At 68.3% G+C, this 3,567-nt stretch carries 3 protein-coding genes; 2 read left to right on the forward strand and 1 reads right to left on the reverse strand.

What is annotated here, in order from left to right:
- On the reverse strand, window positions 1-1,650 hold a 1,650-nt coding region (locus tag NON22_RS21880; protein WP_257389122.1), incomplete at its 3' end, for an Rne/Rng family ribonuclease.
- A gap of 464 nt (window positions 1,651-2,114) precedes the next feature.
- On the opposite strand from NON22_RS21880, the gene NON22_RS21885 reads away from it, so the two are divergent.
- Both NON22_RS21885 and mutL read left to right on the forward strand, forming a co-directional pair.
- Window positions 2,115-3,089: an RluA family pseudouridine synthase gene (locus NON22_RS21885; protein ID WP_257389124.1), complete on the forward strand. Its 975-nt coding sequence runs from the start codon at window positions 2,115-2,117 to the stop codon at window positions 3,087-3,089.
- 79 nt (window positions 3,090-3,168) lie between these two features.
- The coding region (mutL, locus tag NON22_RS21890; RefSeq protein WP_257389123.1) for a DNA mismatch repair endonuclease MutL at window positions 3,169-3,567 on the forward strand (399 nt) is incomplete at its 3' end.

A 3,567-nucleotide genomic window follows, 5' to 3' on the forward strand; every position in this document is an offset into this window, starting at 1 on the left:
CGGGGCCGGCGCCGTGGCGACGGTTTCGTCCTCGTCCGGGCGCAGCGGGGCCGGGCTGGCCGGCACGACGCGGCTGACGGCCGGGCGTTCCGGCTCGGCGCTCGGCTGGGCGACCTGCGGCGGCGGCGTGACGACGATCGGAGTCAGGCGGTCGTAGCTCGGACGCGGGCTGTCGCCGATGTCGGCGCTCTTGATGCGCTGGATTTCCAGGTGCGGCGTTTCGAGTTTCTCGTCGGCGACGATGATGACGGCGACGTCGTGGCGCTGTTCGATGTCGCTGACCTGGCGGCGCTTCTCGTTGAGCAGGAAGTTCGCGACCGAGGACGGCGCCTGCACGAGCACCTGGCCGGTGTTGTCCTTCATCGCGTGTTCCTCGACGAGACGCAGCGCCGACAGCGACAGCGACTCGATGCTGCGGATGCGGCCGTGGCCGGTGCAGCGCGGACAGACGATCTGGGTCGACTCGCCGAGGCTCGGGCGCAGGCGCTGGCGCGACATTTCCATGAGGCCGAAGCGCGAGATGCGGCCGAGCTGCACGCGTGCACGGTCGAGCTTCAGCGCGTCCTTCAGCGTTTCTTCGACTTCGCGCTGGTGGCGCGGGCTGTCCATGTCGATGAAGTCGATGACGATCAGGCCGCCCGCGTCGCGGATGCGCAGCTGGCGCGCGATCTCGATCGCCGCCTCGCGGTTCGTGTTGAACGCGGTTTCCTCGATGTCGCCGCCCTTGGTCGCCTTGGCCGAGTTGATGTCGATCGCGGTCAGGGCTTCGGTCTGGTCTATGACGATGGAGCCGCCCGACGGCAGGCGCACCGTGCGCTCGAACGCGTTCTCGATCTGGGTCTCGATCTGGAAGCGCGAGAACAGCGGCGTGGTGTCCTTGTACAGCTTGAGCTTGCGCAGGTTGTTCGGCATGACCTGCTGCACGAAGTCGCGCGCGTCGTGGTAGAGCTCCTCGTTGTCGATGAGGATCTCTCCGACGTCGTTGCGCAGGTAGTCGCGCAGCGCGCGGATGATGAGCTTGGATTCCTGGTAGATCAGGAACGGACCCGGGCGCGAGGTCGCCGCTTCGGAGATCGCCTTCCAGAGTTGCAGCAGGTAGTCGAGGTCCCACTGCAGTTCTTCCGCGTCGCGGCCCATGCCGGCCGTGCGGATGATCAGGCCCATCTCGTCGGGGCAGTTCAGCTGGTCCATCACCTCCTTGAGGTTGGCCCGGTCCTCGCCCTCGATGCGGCGCGAGACGCCGCCCGCGCGTGGGTTGTTCGGCATCAGCACCATGTAGCGGCCGGCCAGCGAGATGAAGGTGGTCAGCGCGGCGCCCTTGTTGCCGCGCTCTTCCTTCTCGACCTGGACGACGATTTCCTGGCCTTCCTTGATCAGCTCGCGGATGCCGGCGCGGTTGTGGTCGACACCCGAGGTGAAGTAGTCGCGCGAGATTTCCTTCAGCGGCAGGAAGCCGTGGCGCTCGCCGCCGTATTCGACGAAGCAGGCTTCGAGCGAGGGTTCGACCCGGGTGATGCGGCCCTTGTAGATGTTGGCCTTTTTCTGTTCCTTGGACGGGATTTCGATGTCGAGGTCGAACAGGTTCTGGCCGTCCACAATGGCCACACGCAACTCCTCACGCTGAGTCGCGTTGATCAACATGCGTTTCATTGTCTTGATTCCGTAATGCGCTCTACCGCTTACGGACGCGGAGGCGCATACCTCGCAGGAAACTCCTGCGCTACGCAGCGGCAGCTGCGTACGGAAAGACCGGCGAGCCGGTCGGCGGACGACGGTGGCGCAATGCGCCGGTCCGGCGCCGTCCTGGTTGCGCACTCTCGCGGCCATCGCCGGGAGCGCGGTGTTGTGTTCTGGTCCGCCGCGATTCGCATCGCGTCGGCGCGGGAGTATTGCCTTTGCACGACCGGAGACCCTCCGCGGCGCTTGCCGCGCTGCGGGCAATCTCCGACCCGATCCGCTACGATGCGGCCGGTCGCCGCGATGGTTCCGGTCAGGAATCCGCCGGGGCCGGCAGTACAGTCAACGGGTAGGTGCATCGCCGAACGATGGTCGAATACCTCGTTCCTTGACGCGAAGTGCAGCCCGAGTCTACCAGCTGACAGCAGATTTCTTCAATCGTGACGCGAACTTCGGGCAATTCCTCCGACGCGGGTACGGGCGTGCGACTGGTTCGCGTCGCCGACGACCGCGACGGCCAGCGCATCGACAATTTCCTCGCCGGGCAGCTCAAGGGCGTGCCCAAGAGCCTGATCTATCGGATCTTGCGCACCGGCCAGGTGCGCCTGAACGGCAAGCGCGCCAAGCCCGACAGCCGTGTCGCCGGCGGCGACGAGGTGCGCATTCCGCCGGTCCGCACGGCCGAGCCCGGCACCGCCGCGCCGCCGCCGCGCGGCATGACCGAGCGTATTGCCGGGTCCGTCATCTACGAGGACAAGGATTTCCTGGTCCTGTCCAAGCCGGCCGGTATCGCCGCCCACGGCGGTTCCGGCGTGAGCCACGGCGCGATCGAGCTGCTGCGCGCGCTGCGGCCGAAGGACACCCTGGAGCTCGTGCACCGCCTGGACCGCGACACCAGCGGCGTGCTCGTGCTGGCCCGGCGCCGCGCCGCGCTGACCGGCCTGCAGGAGCTGATCCGCGAGAACCGCACGACCAAGCAGTACCTCTGCCTGCTGCAGGGCCAGCTGCCGCGCGCGGCGCTCAGCGTCAACGCGCCGCTGCGCAAGTCGATCCTGCAGGGCGGCGAGCGCATGGTGCGCGTCGACAGCGACGGCAAGCCTTCGCTGACGCATTTCAAGACCATCGAGAGGTACGCGGCCGCGAGCCTCGTCGAGGCCGCGCTCGAAACCGGCCGCACGCACCAGATCCGCGTGCACAGTCAGCACATCGGCCATCCTATCGCCGGCGACGACAAGTACGGCGACGCCGACTTCAACAAGTCGCTGCGCCCGTACGGCCTGCGCCGGCTGTTCCTGCACGCCAAGCATTTCGGCTTCGAGCTCGGCGGCAAGACCTACGCGTTCTCCGCGCCGCTGGCCGAGGACTTGGCCGGCGTGCTCGAGCAACTGCCGGCGGCGGGCCGCCGCGGCTGACCGCCGCCGCCGCGGAACTTTTCGCGACCGGCGCGACACCGAGCCCGCCGGCGCCGCATACCGCTATGATCGGCCGCTTATGCCCCGCATCCGCCAGCTCCCCGTCGAACTCGTCAACCAGATCGCCGCCGGCGAAGTCATCGAACGGCCGGCCTCGGTGGTCAAGGAGCTCGTCGAGAACAGTCTCGACGCGGGCGCCCGGCGCATCGAGGTCGACATCGAGGACGGCGGCGCGCGGCTGATCCGCGTGCGCGACGACGGCGGCGGCATCGAGGCCGACGACCTGCCGCTCGCGATCAGCGCCCATGCGACGAGCAAGATCGCGAGCTTCGACGATCTCGAGCGCGTGGCGACGCTCGGATTCCGCGGCGAGGCGCTGCCGAGCATCGCCTCGATCGCGCGCTTCGCGCTGACCTCGCGCCCGGCGGCGCAGGCGCACGCCCTGCGCGTCGAGGTCGACGGCGGCAAGCCGCAGGCG

This window comes from Tahibacter caeni, assembly GCF_024609805.1.
Classification (GTDB): Bacteria; Pseudomonadota; Gammaproteobacteria; order Xanthomonadales; family Rhodanobacteraceae; genus Tahibacter; species Tahibacter caeni.